At 59.1% G+C, this 14899-nt stretch carries 7 protein-coding genes; 3 read left to right on the top strand and 4 right to left on the bottom strand.

All coding sequences use genetic code 11. The features are described from left to right. Positions 1-44: 44 nt before the first annotated feature. Together MWC30_RS10570 and MWC30_RS10565 are read right to left on the bottom strand one after the other, a co-directional pair. Positions 45-2414, bottom strand: a complete 2370-nt coding sequence (locus tag MWC30_RS10570) for a methyl-accepting chemotaxis protein (protein ID WP_244084141.1) — start codon at positions 2412-2414, stop codon at positions 45-47. A gap of 452 nt (positions 2415-2866) precedes the next feature. Next, positions 2867-4030: a hypothetical protein gene (locus MWC30_RS10565; RefSeq protein WP_244084140.1), complete on the bottom strand. Its 1164-nt coding sequence runs from the start codon at positions 4028-4030 to the stop codon at positions 2867-2869. A gap of 448 nt (positions 4031-4478) precedes the next feature. Between MWC30_RS10565 and MWC30_RS10560 the strand changes: the two genes are divergently transcribed. Genes MWC30_RS10560 through MWC30_RS10550 form a run of 3 tightly spaced genes read left to right on the top strand, consistent with a single transcriptional unit; the run spans position 4479 to position 10190 of the window. After that, positions 4479-5804: a hypothetical protein gene (locus MWC30_RS10560; protein WP_244084139.1), complete on the top strand. Its 1326-nt coding sequence runs from the start codon at positions 4479-4481 to the stop codon at positions 5802-5804. Between the two features lie 43 nt (positions 5805-5847). Next, positions 5848-6573, top strand: a complete 726-nt coding sequence (locus MWC30_RS10555) for a hypothetical protein (protein WP_244084138.1) — start codon at positions 5848-5850, stop codon at positions 6571-6573. Beyond that, the gene (locus MWC30_RS10550; protein WP_244084137.1) at positions 6570-10190 is read left to right on the top strand and encodes an ATP-binding protein; all 3621 of its coding nucleotides are present in this window, start codon (positions 6570-6572) and stop codon (positions 10188-10190) included. The genes MWC30_RS10555 and MWC30_RS10550 overlap by 4 nt, the downstream gene beginning before the upstream one ends. Before the next feature lie 780 nt (positions 10191-10970). Here MWC30_RS10550 and MWC30_RS10545 read toward each other — a convergent pair. Together MWC30_RS10545 and MWC30_RS10540 are read right to left on the bottom strand one after the other, a co-directional pair. Next, positions 10971-11690, bottom strand: coding sequence for a CAAX prenyl protease-related protein (locus MWC30_RS10545; RefSeq protein WP_244084136.1), 720 nt, complete (start codon positions 11688-11690; stop codon positions 10971-10973). 109 nt (positions 11691-11799) lie between these two features. Next, entirely contained in the window at positions 11800-14433 is a 2634-nt protein-coding gene (locus tag MWC30_RS10540) for a PEP/pyruvate-binding domain-containing protein (protein ID WP_244084135.1), read from the bottom strand. Positions 14434-14899: the final 466 nt, after the last annotated feature.

Below are 14899 nucleotides of genomic sequence, written 5' to 3'. Positions count from 1 at the left end.
CCTACAGCCGATGAGGGTCCCTCTACAAGGGAGGTGACAGGGCGCTAGAAATCTGAAAAATCGTCCTTATCGAAGGGAATCAACTGCTCCGCCCGCATGTCCCGGCTGCGGAGGGGCGTGTGCCCGTGGCCGTTGCCATTCCCTTTTTCCGAATGCTTGACACTGCCTGAACGGCCTGAAGCTGTCCTGGCGCCACAGGGGGCCTCCATGCCCGACGCCTGTTTGTCCTGCCGTGGTTCGGACGGGGCCTTCTGGCCGGCTCTGACTTTCTTGCTGTTTCCCCCCACCAGGTTGGCCAGCTCCACCACGAATTCCTTCATCTGTTCCGCCTGAGCGTTCATTTCCTCCGATGCCGAGGCAGACTCTTCCGCAGTGGCTGCATTCTGTTGAACGACCTTGTCCATTTGAGAAACCGCCTGGTTTACCTGGCCGATCCCCTGGGCCTGCTCATGGGAGGCGGCGGCGATTTCCTCGATGAGCTTCCCGGACTTGGTCACGCCATGGGTGACTTCCGTGAACTCGTCATTGGTCCTGGCCACGATTTGCGCCCCTTCCTTGATCTTTTTGACGGTGCCTTCGATGAGGTCTGCCGTGTTCCGCGCCGCTTCGGCTGCCCTCAGGGCCAGGTTTCGGACTTCGTCGGCGACGACGGCAAAGCCCGCCCCGGCCTCACCCGCCCGGGCGGCTTCCACGGCGGCGTTCAAAGCCAGCAGATTGGTCTGGAAGGCAATTTCGTCGATGGTTTTGATGATCTTCTGCGTCTCTTCACTGGCCGTCGTGATTTCCTTCATGGACATGGTGAGGTGCTGCATGGTGGCATTGGCCTTGGAAATGATAGTGTTGGCTTCGCCCATGAGGATATTGGCCTGGCCGGCGTTCTCCGCATTCTGCCGGGTCATGGAGGCCATTTCTTCCAGGGAGGAGGAAGTTTCCTCGATGGCTGCCGCCTGCTCCGAAGATCCTTCTGCCAGGTTCTGGCTGGAGGAAGCCACCTGACCTGCCGCCGACGCCACCTGGCCGGAAGCCTCCATGAGTCCGTCGATGGCCCGGCTCACGGGCTTGGTGATGCCGCGCGTCAGGAGGAATGCCAGGGCCAGGCCGCCTGCCGCGCCCAGGACGATGAAGACGAGCATCAGGGTCTTGCCCGTTGCCGTGCTGCTGTCAAAAAGATCGTTGGCCGTTTTTTCGATGCCCTCTGCAGCTCCCATTGCCTGGCGTGCGATCCGGACGATTTCATCGACAGTGGACGTCCGCTTGTCACTATTGCCGACACGCTGGTTGAACTGCGCCTGGTAGTCGTCGGCCAGCTTTTTAATATCGTCCGTAACGGTCGGGAGCATCTTCAACCGGGCGAGGCTCTCCGCCACCTTTTCGCTGTCCCGATTGAACACGAAGTAGTAGAGCGCGTTCAGCCGCGCTTCGAAAGTCAACGATTTGATGGCTTCCGTCTCCTGCAATCTACTCAAACCTTCATTGAGCATATTGTTGGTGATTTGTATCTCCATTTCGACGTCGTCCATATAAACGCCGGCGGAGACAACCAACCCCATCGGCTCATAATATTTCGAATAAGTCACTTTCGGAAAGACCGCATCCCCCATCCCCGGTTTCGTGAAAAAATACTCCGTGTAAGAATCCCCCTTTTTGACGGCCGATTCCACCATTTCCTTCGCGAAAAACTTGCCTGACTTTTTGTCCTGCACACCTCCGAAGTCTTTCCCCTCGATGTTGCGGTCTCCTCCGTGGACCACCACCATCATGTCCGTCTGGATCACGATGAGGTAATTGTCCCCTTGAAAGTGAATACTGCGCAGGATATCGAAGATGTCCTCGCGCGGCATTCCCTGCTCGTTGCAAAATTTCAGTATGTTGTAGGCAACGGTAATGACATCCTTGATGCTTTCGCGGGCCTTGTCCTTCAAGGTCATCCCATTGGAGGCGAGCATGCTTTCCTGGATGCTGCGTGCTGCTGCGGTCGATTCATCGACGGCCAGCTTGGAGATGCTGCCCGCCGTCTGCTGGAGCCGTTCGAAAACGGCGGCATCTTCATTTTCCAACCGCTTCAGGGTATCCGCCGCATTCTTGTAGATTTTTTCCGCCTCCGCAATTTGTTCCGCATCCTTGCTTGAATCCATCATGGACTTCAGTTGGGTGGAAAGTTGATTCAATTCCTCGAGGGCCTGCATGAGGTCCTTGAAGGATGCTTCATCTTTCCGCATGATGTAGTTCTTTTCATAGCGGCGGGCGTCGAGGACTTTGATTTTGGCTTCCAGCGCCTTCTGTGAAAGGGCTGAAGCCTGGATGACCCGATTGAGGCTGAAGTATCCCGAGTATCCTATGGCGACGCCAATCAAAATCAAAATGATGAAGCCTCCAAAGATCTTGAATCCAATTCCCATTTTAGGTTTGTTCATTGCAGCCCTTCTCCTTTTTTTGTCACGACCCGGTTTCTCACGACCCGGCAACACCCAATGACCACGGGGGATCCTGTTCAGCCCGACCCTGCTGTCGTCCCATGCCCACGAACGGCCGTTCTTCCGCCGGCATGGAATGCGTCTGTATCCGCCTGGATCAGGCTGTTAGCTCTATCGGTCTCTTGGTTTGAGGACTTGAAGGAAAGGGAAATATTTATGGGACAAAGGCAATGGCTATGGGTATTTATCGGCTGGCTGTGAATCGAGTTAGGCAGCCTTGGAATACGATCAACTACATGAGCAAGAGAAATTTACCGTGAAAATCCCCCCTGCCCCCGTTTATCAAACGGGGATTGAGGGGGATTTTCACGGCGAATGATGACTTTCACTGCAATGTGCTTGTAAAAGTAACAGGTCGCACCTGTATACTCATCCTTTCGAGCTGAAAAAACCTATCGCAGGTAAGCACCGATCTGACCGACGCCCGCCAGCATGGAAATGGCTTCAGCGCTTCGGATTTCTTCAATTTTCCCTCCCATATCCAAAGCGCGCTCCGAGGCCGGCCAGACGATGTCCTCCAGCTCCAGGAGTGTATTGGAGCAGTACGGACACCGGCCGTCTGAGGGGGAGTGGTCCAGCAGAACGTCACAACTGGTGCAGTGGTAGCCGTTCATGCTCAACCCGGTAGGGTAGACGAGGCGGTACACCCGACCCTGGTTGATGGCGTCGAGAGTCGCATCGAATCCGAGGACGGCCTTCACGCTGGTGGCCTTGCTCTTGTGCGCCGTGGTGATGAGGTCCTGCACCAGGGTGCTTTGCTGCTCCCTTTCGATCTTTTCGATGATGGGAAACGCCACCTCAAAGACTTCCGACGTCTTGGCGGAGGCAGGCATCCGCAGCCGGTCCACAACGCGCGCGACCACGGCCTTGGGCAGGAGGCGCTGCAATTCGGCCGTCACTTCCTCGGGGCCGCCCAGGATGACGCGGTCGATATCATATTCCACCATGATGTCGTGAAGCGTGTCCGACACATTCTTCAGGAATTCCTCACTCCATTTGGCGGCTCTCCGCTGAAAGACCATTTGCGACCGCATGTGGTCGCTGCCTGCGGCACTGCGGTGCTTGACGGGAGGCTCCTGAAAGATGTCTGAAATCTCATCGATCTCACCCATGGAAATCAGGAAAAAGCGGGCCTTCTCACGGTCTGCCAGGACGACGCCGTAGCGTTCATATTCGTTTCTCGCTTCCAGGAGGGGGCGAAGGTAGGGAGATTCCCCGAACCAGACTTGATTCGCCAGGCGAATCGGCAGGTCTTCTTCAAAGAAGAAAGACTCCGAAACGTCGGAAAAAAGAACCAGGCTTCTGCCCTTGGCGATATGGAATTCAGCCTTCCTGCGCGCCCATTCCGCGTCTTCCTGAAAATGGCGGAGCTCATTTTCATCCTTGATCTGGGACTCTAGATCCTTCAACATGGCGTCCAGGGAAACCTTGTAGCCCCCCCGAAGATTGACCGGATTTGCGGGATCGAGGTTTAAATATAAACTCAGTACGGGAGAACCGGGTCGGCCCTTTCTTTCCTTCAGTTCCTGGATGACTTGCGGTTGAAGCGCTTTCATATGAATGCCTCCATCTTTTTAGGTTTACAAGATCTATCGCATGCTTTAACTCTACTAACCTCCATGGCCCGAAATGTCACCTGCAAAGCTTTATTTCATGAGTCGTTCCGGCACACGGAGGGAATCGGGTGCCCCCCTGCAATGCCATGGGGTGTCGGGAGCTGGAATCGAAGTTGTGATGAAGAGCGCATACACTTTTTATAATCACCAGGATCCCTTGTGCAATAGCACGGGCGGGCAGCGTTGTGGATTCAACCAACGTTCGTCATTTCGGCGAAAGCCGGAATCCAGGCTCACACAACATTCCATGGATTCCGGCTCGAAGCATGTCGGAATGACGGGTTGTGAAAGTTGGGAGACACCTGCGCAGTTGCTTAGGTCAACAGCATTCCACCCCGGCCTCGGCAGGAGTCGGGGTGGAATGCTTTCTTTCCACTGAAGGATGAGCATGTCTTCAGAAGCACAAGGTCTGGATCGACAAAACCTCGTGGTCCGATCCCGTATGCTCATGGCGCGGTTTCCCAGGGGGATGGATCTCAGCCGGGAAGATCTCGTCCTGACGAGCTGGCTCCACTTCTATGAACTGGAAACCCAGAGCGGGGCCCTCGCCGAAGCGGACCTGCGCTGGCTCATCGAGCAGGTGGGCCGCCACCTGGAGCTCGACCTCCCGGTGCTCCAGCTGCCTCAGATCATTCAAAGACTCATGCGCTTCGGGGTCCTGCGGGTGGCCATCACCGACAGCCGCAGGCAGGGGTACTGCCTCACCCGGTTGGGCCGAAGCCTGGCCCGGAGCCTCATGGAAGAGACGGACTACAGCTCGGAGCAGCTCAATGTCCTTTTGAGCTATGCCTTCCGCGAAGTCACGGCGGCCCTTCGAGAGGGGAATGACGCCCTCCTGCAGTACCTCGATCACGTGCTGCTGGGAACCATCCGCGAAAAGGTGGAGCTCAAGCTGCTGGCCATCGAGGAGGACCTGGCCGAGCGCAAGCGGGAGGTTCGCCGCACCTATTCAGGAGGGGATGAGACGGATTTCGAAGGCGCCCTCCAAAACATCCAGTATTGCCGCAGGGCACTGACGGAGCTGGTGGATGCCGTGCAGGAATCTTCCGCCTGTGTGAAGCTCGAAGAGCTCCTGCACCGCAGCCTCGTGAGGCGGCACAGCCCCCGGCTCGATGACGCCCTGGAGCAGTCGACCCAGTTCCTCTATGTCCTGCGGAGCCGGGTGGATGTCATGCTGAAGGACGTCGTTCTTTTCATTCACGATTGTGTCGCCTTCCGATCCCTGGCTTTCACCGTCGATTCCAGGGATCGCCTGCGTCGCATCCAGGAAAGGATCCTCACCCACGCCCTCGAGCATGTCGTGCGCATGCCTGTCCTGGAAATGCCGCACCTGCCGCGCCTGGATTTACGATGGAGCCCCCAGGTGCGGGAGCGACAGGTGGTGCTTGATCTACAGAGTCTCAAAACCCTTGACGATTATGCCCCACCCGAGTTACCTCCGGTGGAGCCCGCATGGAAGGAGCCTTTCCTGCAGCTGGCCCGGGAAGAGTGGAGTGTCCTCGCTCGGCGTGGAGGACGCGATCTGGGGGAGTGGCTGAACGCTCTCGCTCAGAAGCTGCCGCAGTTTCGCGAAAATCCCCCCCTGGCCTTGTGGTACCTCAGCCAGGATTGGCCCCAATGGACGCCTCCCGTCATTTTGAAACAGCGGGAAGGCGAATGGACGCCCCTGGGAGACCGGTGGATGATGGAGGCCGTTTCTCTGGTGCCGGTGTGAAGAGATCACTAGCTAACAGCTAAAAACCCAGGAGCGGCATATTTTGTCAGGTCAAGAGCGAGAAGACATCCGGGTGCAGGACGACGATTTCCCGGTCCTTTGGAAGAGCCCCGATGCGGCCCGGAAGGTCATCCATGCCCTGCTGGGCGGGCGCCACATCGATCCTTACCTGGCGGAGGAATTCCGCTTTCTGGAAAACCACCCTCAGGCCTGGGAGCAATTTTTCCAGTGGATGGGGTACCGGCTGAAGCGCAGCGAGCTGGGGGGAAGCCCCTTCTTCTACCTGGACCCCGTGACGGAGCTGGCGGCCCAGTCCCGCCTCAGCAGGGGAGCCACCTTTCTCGGGCTTTACCTCGCCTGGCATTTCTTCATGCAGGGCCCCGGGGAGTCCGACGGTGTTTCGGCGACGGACATCTTTCGAAAGCTCGTCAGCAGCTATAAATTCCATTTCCTCCGCGCTGTCTTTGTGCGTAAAACGGGCCACCTCAGCCAGATGGAGCTGAGCGAAGACCAGGCCGAAAAGCTGCGGGGCTATATGCGCCGGGAGCTCCAGGAGCTCGCCAGGTATCGCTTCCTGGATCTCAGGCCCAGTCCCCGCGCCGACTGGGAAGACCTCACCCTTCACCGGCTGCCAGCGCTCTACCGCTTCTGGGAAGTGGCTCTCCATGCGCGCGGTGGCGGGGGAGCCGACCAGGACCTGGATATCGACGAGGTGGTGGCCCAGGTGTGGGGCAACGTGGACGCCGATCTGGAAGAGGAGGATGCGTGAATCTTCCCTTCTTCCGCCCGCAGGATATTCATGCCCAGGCGCTGATCCTGGTGGGATACCGGCTCTATCCCTACACCCGCGTGGAGCTGCACCCTCGCTTGACCCTCCTGGCCGGGGGCAACGGTGTGGGAAAGACGACACTCCTCGATGCCATGCAAACGGTCATCCTCGCCGACCAGAGGTATCTTCACCTCAACGTGGCCTCGGGCCAGAACGACCGCGATCTGGGCGGACAGCTCCAGGACCGCATCGGGTGGACGGTCATCCACCTCGCGGGCCATCCCTCGATCCAGGCCGTCGGGGTCCTCATCTCCCGGCGGGCCGCCGGGGAATACGTCGACCTGAAGCCTTTCGCCCTCCTGGGAATTCCTCCCCTTGAACAGCTCTTCCTGGACCGCGACCATGCCCGCGTCACTTCCGATCTCAAAGCCCTCCACCAGGCTGCCAAACTCGCTTCCGCCAACGCCAGGGTGCGGGATTTTGCCAGTATCAACGAGTACCACCGTTTTCTCTATGAAGAAGGTCTCCTTCCCCTGGATCTCTCGCGGGGCGGAAAACGGCAGTTTTCACTCCTCTGGCGCCAGGCCACCCAGCCGCATCTCGGCGAGCTCAACAGTTTCCTCCAGCGCACCCTCTGCCATGAGCCCGAAAAGCGTCTGACCTTCCAGGACGTGGAAAAGCTCATGCAGGAGCGCCTGCAGACGGAGCGCCGCCTCAATCACCTCTGGGAGCTGAAGGAGCTGAGCGGCGAGCTGCAGGGAAGCGCTCGGGACCTGGACCATCACCGCCGCCGTACCCTGGGGGCACAGCTCGGCCTGTCGCAGCGGCGCGAGGAGCATCTCCTTCACGAAATCGAAGAGGGGGAAAAACGATTTCAGCAGCTGGACGTGCGCATTGCGGCCCTGAAAGATGAATTGGAGGCAATCCGCGGCCGCCTCGACACCCTGGGAAAAGAACGGGACCGCTACCTGCGGGAACAGGGGGAGTGGAGCCGCAAATACAAGCATCACCAGGAATACGTGAAGCATTCCCAGGCGCGGGACGCCGTGGCCCGGCAGCTTTCCGCCCTGAAAGACGCCGTTTCCCCTTTCGAGGAGAATATTGCGGAGCTGCGCGAGAAGGCCGAAAAAGTCCGGGGGGAGATGGGCCTGCTGTCCAATGATCTGGCCCGCCTGAAGAGCAGGGAAAGCGAGCTGCGGGAGCAGGCCCGCAAGTGGGAGGAGCTTCAAAAGGACCTGGAGCGGGCCGGTGCGGCCTTGGGCAGAGCCATCGGATCTCGGGGCGAGCTGGAGGACGCGTGGGCCGAAATCACCGAGGCGCGGCGGCGCGTCCAGGAGCTCAAACCGCTTCGGCAGCTCCTGGGGCAGTGGCAGGGCAGGGCGCGGGCGCACCACGCCGCCCGGGAGCTGGCTCATAAGATGGTGGAGCTCTGGCCGGATTTTTTCGGACAGAGGGAGCCGGATCGGGAGCTTCTGGACGCCGCCCAGGCGGAGCTGCGGTCCCTGGAACAGGACATTGCCCTGCACCGGCAGGAGTTTCAGAGGGCCAAAGGGCCCCTGCGCGCCCTCATTGACGAGCTTTCCCGCGGCTGGCCACCTCTGCCCGCAGCCGCCGGGGCGCTGGTGGAAAAGGGCCTGGCCCGGGCCTTCACCCGCCATTTCGATGACCTCGGGCTGGAGGAGGCGCGGCGACGGCAGGAAGTCATCGGCCCCCTGGCGCGGGCGGTGGAGCCGACAACCCCCGCGGGCGGGGTCCAGGACAATGCCGGTTCCATGCCGGTTTCCCTCGCCCGGGGGAAGGAGCCCTTCTGGCTGGTCCTTTCCCACGATGTCTGGAAGGAGCTCCGTGTCCTGGAGCGCACCGACGAGGGGACGCTGGCCGGCTTCGGAGGCATCGGGTGGTATACGCCCCATGGCCCCGTCTGGATCGGAGCCGAAGCCAGGCGGGAACAGATTCAGCGGGCCCAGGAAGAGATCCTGGCCCTCGACGCCCGCCTGGAGGATTTGACCCTCCAGGAAGATCTCATTGCCCGGCGCCGCCGGGCCATCCAGGACTTCCTGCCCAAGCTGGACGCCCTGGCCGACGTGGAAGCTCCCTCCAGGGTGGAGGAGCTGAGCCGGGCATTGGTCCGCCTGGAGGAGGACGCTCCCCGGGTGGAGCGGATCTACCCCCTCCTGCAGAAGATCCTTCAGCGGAGTGAGCTTTTCGACTTCGTCCAGGCCCCGGAACAGGCTGCGGACATCCAGGCGCGCATGGAGGAGACCGCCGCCCGACACCTCACCCTGGACGAACAATGGAAAGCCCTGCGAAACGAAGAAGCCCGGGACGTTCGGGAGCTGGCCTTTCTCCGGGAGCGCCTGCAGACCCTCGATCGAGATCTCGATCGGGCCCAGACCCTCTGTTCCCGGCTGGAAGAGGAGGAGCCCCGGGAAATCCTGGAAGGCCGCGTGGACTTCGGGCGCGCCGAGGAGCTTGTCCAGCGCGTGAAAGAGCTGGACGCAGCCCGTGCGGAGGCTCAAAACGAGTTGTTCCTCGGGGAGCGGAAAAACGGCGAGCTGAGAAACCGCTACCGAACCCAGAGTGAGGCCCTCGCCCGGCTCCGGCACGACATCCGGTACGCCCAAAAAGACCATGAGCGCGCCCTGGAGCTGTGGAAGAGATACTACCCGAAGGAAGAGATCGAAACCGTCCCCGGCGCGAAGCCCGACGAGAAGGAGCGGCACAAAGCCGTGTGGGACAACATGGTGCAGGTCCTCAGAACCAGGATTGCCGAAGTCGCCCGCAAATATGAATTTCACCTGCCCGAGGAAGACCAGCCCGATCGCCTGGTTCCCCAATTGCTCCAGCTCCTGCTGCCTTCGGGCATCTCCCTGGATCAGCTGGAAAGCCAGTACGGGCGATTGCAGCACGAGCTGCAGCAGATCGAATATAAAATCAAGAGCCGCGTGGAGGAGGTGCGATCCAATGTGGAAATGGAAATCCGGCATCTCAAGACCCAGCTGGTGAAGGTGAACCGGATCCTCTCGGCCCTGCATTTCGGTCAAATCAAGAAGATCTTCCTGGAGCTGGAGGAGCTTCCCGCCTATCACGCCCTCCAGAAGCTGGAGAGCCTCCTGCGCATCATCAGCCGGGGGGAAGCCGTCACCTTGAAGGATTTTGTGGAAAAGCTGCGGGCCTTCATCCGGAAGGAATCCAACACGAGCCTGACGGAAGAGCAGATCGCCGACTATCGCTCCTACATCCGCATTCGACGCACCATCGTCGATGCCCACGACCGGACGCGGGACACGGGCCTTTCCAGCGGGGAGACCCTCGGGGTGAACCTGGCCCTGTGCCTGGCGGTGCTTTTCTTCATGGGAAGAGAGCAGGGGAACAGCAGCCGGCGCGGCATGCTCCTCCTGGCCCTGGATGAAGCCGAGCGCCTGGATGCCAAAGCCCTGGAAACCATCCGGGACCTCCTGGACGAAGTCCACTGCCAACTGACGGTGGCCATGCCCCGCCCCGTGGACATCTCCGATTCCATCTGCCACCTCCTCACTCCCCTCTCCCAGGGAGTCACCCACGTGCACCTCTACCGTAAGGGTGAGGAAGCCCCCGCATCGGCCCGCACCTCCTGAAGTGAGCTCCCAGGCCAATGCTGTTTTAGCCGATGGTCGTCATTCCGGCGAAAGCCGGAATCCAGGGAAATAAAGACTTTCTGGACCCCGGTTTTCACCGGGGTGACGTTAGGCCAACAACATTGACCCCCGGCGCCGGAGTTTGCAATCAGCAAACATGATGATTATTAATAAGGGCAAGTTCAAGCACAAGCAAAGGAAGGAAAGGAGGTGTTGTCAGTGTTTACTACGGAGCCGTTGATTTGGGCTAAGGATGATGAAGGTCACCGGCATCTCTGTCCTTACGGGGCACTCGGCGATGTCAATCATGTTGCCGCGGATGAAAAAATGGATTGCCTTTCGGACGACAGCAGCCTGAGCTCCTGGAGAACCGTACCTTCCAACGATCCGATGGGACGTATCAAATTCCCTGATTCCGTCAGTCTCAACTGAGACTGTGCCGATGAAGGCAGAGACCGGTGAAGAGGGAGTTTCTCATAGTCAGTGAAGTACATCGAATTGTAAAAATGTAAGCAGACCGGACCTTTCGAGGTCCGGTTTTTTTATTATACTCATTAAGGATTCAAAGCTTTGTTTTTGTAGGAGCGGCTTCCAGCCGCGACTAGTCTCATCGTCGCGGCTGGAAGCCGCTCCTACAAAGAACAGAGGGCCATCAAATCATAAGATCCGGACCTCAATGAGTATAGGCTGCCCATTTGTCCCCGTCATTCCGGCATGCTTCAAGCCGGAATCCAGCCTCACGACACCGTCACGGTTCCGGGCCAACCCCGGAAACCCCTCCTACCAGAAATCCCAGCGGCCTGTCTGCAGCACGTAAATTCCCAGGGCAAGGTTCGTGATGCCGTGGGCCAGGATGCACTGAGCGATGCTCCTGGTGCGGTAAAGGAGCAGGTTGTAAATGACTCCCGCCACGATGCCCGCCACGATGAGGTGGTGCTCCAGGCCAAAAAGGACGGAGCTCACGGCGAAGGACATCCAGGTGAAGTGCCCGATGGGCAGGCGGTCGAAATCCTTGTCGACGATATAGCGGATGAGGAACGACCGCCAGAAGATCTCTTCCATGACGGGAACGATGACGGCGGCTCCCAGAAGCCGCATGGCAATACTCGCGGTTCGAGGGATACCCTCCGGAAGGAGGGTCGGGTCAAACCCCTTTGCCCCTTCGCCCATGGCATAGTCCAGGTTGATCCACAGGGCGAAAACAAAAACACCCACCCCTGCACTGAGGAGGGTATGGGGAAGGTGGGACAGGTCCCGCCACTTCAATTCCGTGTAGGAGGAAAGAAAGTAGAGGAGTGCCGCACCGGTGGAGAGTGCTTTAATGGGGTAGAGATAAAAGGTGATGCCCTCGATGGATGGGATGATCCCCTGTCCCTCCAGGAACCTCCACAATTCTTCCACCCCGATGAAAGCCATGAAAAGCGCGAAGGGCAGGATGCGGGGAAAGGCGGGGCCCTTCAGCCAGGAGGACTCTGTACCTCCACCGGGGGGCGTTGTCATGGATGTCTTCTCCTTCCTCTGTTCCTCTTTCTGTCCTTGTCAGCGTGCGTCAGCGCCTGTCAGCGTCCTCAGCGTCCCACTTCTTTTGAGGCCGGGATTGCCGACGCATCTAATTCTCAGCGGCGCTTTCCCCGCTCGGAACCGTCGGATCGAAATGGTAATCCCCGTTTAAAAAGGCCGTGGCGATGGCGTTGACACTCCCTTCGGAATTCATGAGCATGTCCATCTGCCGGGTGAAGATGAGCAGGCGCCCCAGGATATCGAGCTTTTCCTGGATGACGGATAAATCGTACTTCTGCAGGCGGGCGTCCACGCGGTCCCCCATGACGTCCACGGAAAAATCCAGCTCCCGCAGGATGATGGAAATGGAGCGCACCCGACGGATCCTCCGCAGGTCGTCGGCGGCTCCCCCCTTGAAGGAGAAGGTGATGTAGTTCTTGTTCATCGTCTGGCCGCAATAGGAATCCAGAATGCTGTAGTGGTACCCGACGCGGGAGCTGAAGTTGAGATACTTGTCCGATATGATGGCGTAGCTGCGGTCCCCGAACCGGTCGGCGGCATGAGGGTTGGACAGCATCTGTTCGCTCATGACGGAAAAGAACCCCTGGAGCTGCACGGGGCGCGGGATATGGTGCTTCAGGTCCTCGTGGAGCATGCCCGTGAGGAGCGCCTTGAAGGGACTGGAGACCACCTGTTCCACTTCCACCTTCCGCACCCGCTCTCCCACGTCCTCCAGCCCTCCCCCCAGGTCGATGACATAGAGGTCCAGGGGAATGCGCGCATTGAGCTTCAGGGCATAGCCTCCGCCGCTGGAAACCAGGTCGCTGATCTGAAACATCTCCGTGTAGGAAAATTCGTGAACCAGGCGCATGATATCGTGCAGGGAGGTACAGTGCTTGGGCGCGAAGGTGGGGGATTTGGGGTCGTAAAGATGCAGGGGCACGATGGACTCGGCCACCTTCTTCAGGGCCTCGTAGACGGGCGTATTCTCCATGTGGGCTTCCCGCGCGGCCTGGAAGTTCAGGAGCTCGGGCACTCTTCCGGCGTAGATCCTGCCCGAATAGGCGTCCACGGTGATTTCCATTCCATTGGTGAGGGTCGCCGTGGCCTTCTTCAGGTTCATGAGGGTGGGGACTTGAAACTCCCGGGAGAGAGATGCCATGTGGCCGCTGACACTGCCGGAATCGGCGACGATGGCCTGGGCCTTGTTCATGACCACGACGAACTTGGGGGAGGAATGCTTGGCCACGAGGATCCCGCCTTCGGGGAATCCGGCGAGATCGTCTTCGGAATGGACCTGGTAGACCTTGCCGCTCCCCACGCCGGGATAGGCGGCTTCGCCGCCCTGAAGCAGGAGCTCGTAGCACGTCAGCTGTTCATCGATTTGGCATAAGTTCTCAATGGGCGGGCTTTCCAGGCGGAGAGGGCGCGTCTGCAAGATGAGCAGCTTCCCCTTTCCGTCCACCGCCCATTCCGTATCCTGGGGACAGCCGTAGTGCTTTTCGAGCTTCACGACGTAGTCGGCCAGGAGTCGGATCTGGTCGGGAGTCAGGCAGGGGCTGTCCTGCAGCTCCGGCTCCACGGGAAGCTCCATCAGCCCGCCGTCGGGGTTGCTCACCAGCTGAACGGGCTTGTGGGAAATATCCGTCGCCAGGATGCTGAGGGCGTCGTTCTTGGCCACCTTGTAGGAATCGGGCGTGATGACGCCGTCCACCGCGTAGGGGCCCAGGCCCCACACGGCGCTGATGAGCACATCGTCCTCGAGGATATTGAAAGGGTGGCGGGAATAGGCCACTCCACTCGCCACCGATTCCACCATCTGGAGGCAGGCCACGCTCATGGCGATGTCTTCGTCCCGGATGCCCTTGCTCACGCGGTAGGCGATGGCCCGGGGCGTGTAGAGGCTCGCGATGATGAAGTTGTAGGTCTGGATGAGCCGCTCCCGCGACACATTGAGCATGGACAGGTACTGCCCGGCATAGGAGAGCTCGCTGTCTTCCCCGATGGCGCTGCTCCGCAGGGAAACGCTCGTGGAAAAATCCCCATCGGTCTTCCGCTGCAGGTTCTCCATCATGTGATCATAGGCGTAGAGAATCGCCTTGCTCAGCTCATGGGGGACGGGCGAGGAGATGATGAGCCGCTGGATGCTTTCGCTCACCTCGTTGACGCTGTCGGGATCGTTGGGATTCAGCTCCATCCGGATACGGTTGATTTCATCCACCAGGTCGTTGGCGGCGAGGAAGTAGTTGTAGGCCTGGGTCGTGATGGCGAATCCCTCGGGGATGGGCAGGTGCGCCAGGTTCAGGACCTCGCCGAGATTGGCGTTCTTTCCCCCCACCCAGTCCACCATTTCCTTCGTGATGCGGGAATAGGGGAGGATCCATTCGGTCATGGGACTTTCCTTGCGCTTTCCCAGGTCATCCTTGATCTTCTGGTTGATTTCCTCGAGGATGGTGAAAAGGGCAGGGTACTTCTGACCCGAGAGGGCGTCCAGGCTCCTCACCATGCGGAGGGTGTGGAAGACGGCCCGCGCCGATTGGGACCTCAGGTAGGCCATGCCGAACAGCTGGTGCCCCTGCAGCTTCTCTTCCATGTCCGTGATGATCTTGGAAAGCTCGGCATTGGAATCCAGCAGCTCCTTGAACCGTTCGTACTTGACCTTGAAGACATCCGAAAGAGTGTCTCTGGACGGCGCGGGTTTCGAAGGCTTGAACCATTTGAATATGTTCAGTTTATTCAGCATGTTTGGTGGACTCCCTGCATGGATCGTGGCTGTCGTGCTGCAGCGGATAACTCCCAGGGGCATGGTCAAGAGGTGAACGGGCGTTTTATACTCGGTGAAGTATAAAACCTTCGATTTGATGGTTTCCTGTCTTTGTAGGAGCGGCATCCTGCCGCGACTGGTTCATTGTCGCGGCAGGATGCCGCTCCTACAAAAAAGAAGTTTTCAATTCCCTAATGCGCATACCTGTCCAGTGCCTCTGAGCGATCCATCCTATCCGCATCGACCGTTTTCTTCAATATGTTCTTGCCCTCTGATAGTAGAATGGGTAAAGGATGACAGCATAGGGTGAAAATGCTTCTAACGTAAGGGTTCAGGGGTTGCTCATCCATGATGTTGACTCAACCAGCTATCGTCATTCCGGCGAAAGCCGGAATCCAGGAAAATAAAGACTTTCTGGACCCCGGTTTTCACCGGGGTGACGTTA

This window comes from Desulforhabdus sp. TSK (assembly GCF_022836495.1).
In the GTDB taxonomy this organism is placed as follows: domain Bacteria; phylum Desulfobacterota; class Syntrophobacteria; order Syntrophobacterales; family Syntrophobacteraceae; genus Desulforhabdus.
Note: the sequence above shows the minus strand (reverse complement) of the source record. Positions and strands in the feature narration are given on the sequence as shown.

Excerpts from the sequence above, each read along its gene's own strand:
- MWC30_RS10570 (WP_244084141.1), bottom strand. The coding sequence starts at position 2,414 with ATGAACAAACCTAAAATGGGAATTGGATTCAAGATCTTTGGAGGCTTC.
- MWC30_RS10565 (WP_244084140.1), bottom strand. The coding sequence starts at position 4,030 with ATGAAAGCGCTTCAACCGCAAGTCATCCAGGAACTGAAGGAAAGAAAG.
- MWC30_RS10560 (WP_244084139.1), top strand. The coding sequence starts at position 4,479 with ATGTCTTCAGAAGCACAAGGTCTGGATCGACAAAACCTCGTGGTCCGA.
- MWC30_RS10545 (WP_244084136.1), bottom strand. The coding sequence starts at position 11,690 with ATGACAACGCCCCCCGGTGGAGGTACAGAGTCCTCCTGGCTGAAGGGC.
- MWC30_RS10540 (WP_244084135.1), bottom strand. The coding sequence starts at position 14,433 with ATGCTGAATAAACTGAACATATTCAAATGGTTCAAGCCTTCGAAACCC.